Source organism: Aminobacter sp. P4_D5 (genome assembly GCF_056401815.1).
The window spans coordinates 1-577 of record NZ_JBFUIP010001118.1 but is presented as its reverse complement, the minus strand read 5'-3'; the positions used below and the strand labels follow the sequence as shown (position 1 = coordinate 577).

Below are 577 nucleotides of genomic sequence, written 5' to 3'. Positions count from 1 at the left end.
GTGCTGGCGCGCGCCGGGTTGCAGCCGGAGGCGCTCGGCTATTTCGAGGCGCACGGCACCGGCACACCGGCCGGCGACCCGATCGAGGCGTCGGCCATCGCCCGCGCCGCGACGGCGGGCCGCAGCGCGCCGCTGCCCATCGGGTCCGTGAAGAGCAATATCGGCCACACCGAGGCGGCCTCCGGCCTGGTCGGGCTGCTCAAGGGCCTGCACGTGCTGCAGAGCGGGCGCATCCCCGCCACGCTGCACGCCGAGACCCCCAATCCCGCGATCCCCTTCGACCGCTACGGGCTCCTCCCCGCCACCGCGCCGATGCCCTTCCGCGGTCGCGCCGTCGCCGTGAACAGCTTCGGCTTTGGCGGGACGAATGCCTGCGTCGCGCTGGGGCGCGCGGATGATGGGATGCAGGGGCGCGGGGATGAGATTCGCGCCGACGCGGCGCTGAAGCCCGCCCGGTCCGCTGGGCGCGGGGCGCCGCCGCTCCTTCTTTCGGCCCGCAGCGCCGGGCAGCTCGATGCGCTCGCCGAGGCCTGGGAAGAGCGCCTGCGCGGAGCTCCCGCGCCAAGCGCCCTGGCGA

Annotated in this window: 1 protein-coding gene; it reads left to right on the top strand. The window is 75.7% G+C overall.

Features of this window, described 5'->3' with window-relative positions:
- On the top strand, positions 1-577 hold a 577-nt coding region (locus AC1DWF_RS37000), incomplete at both ends, for a ketoacyl-synthetase C-terminal extension domain-containing protein (protein ID WP_476843399.1).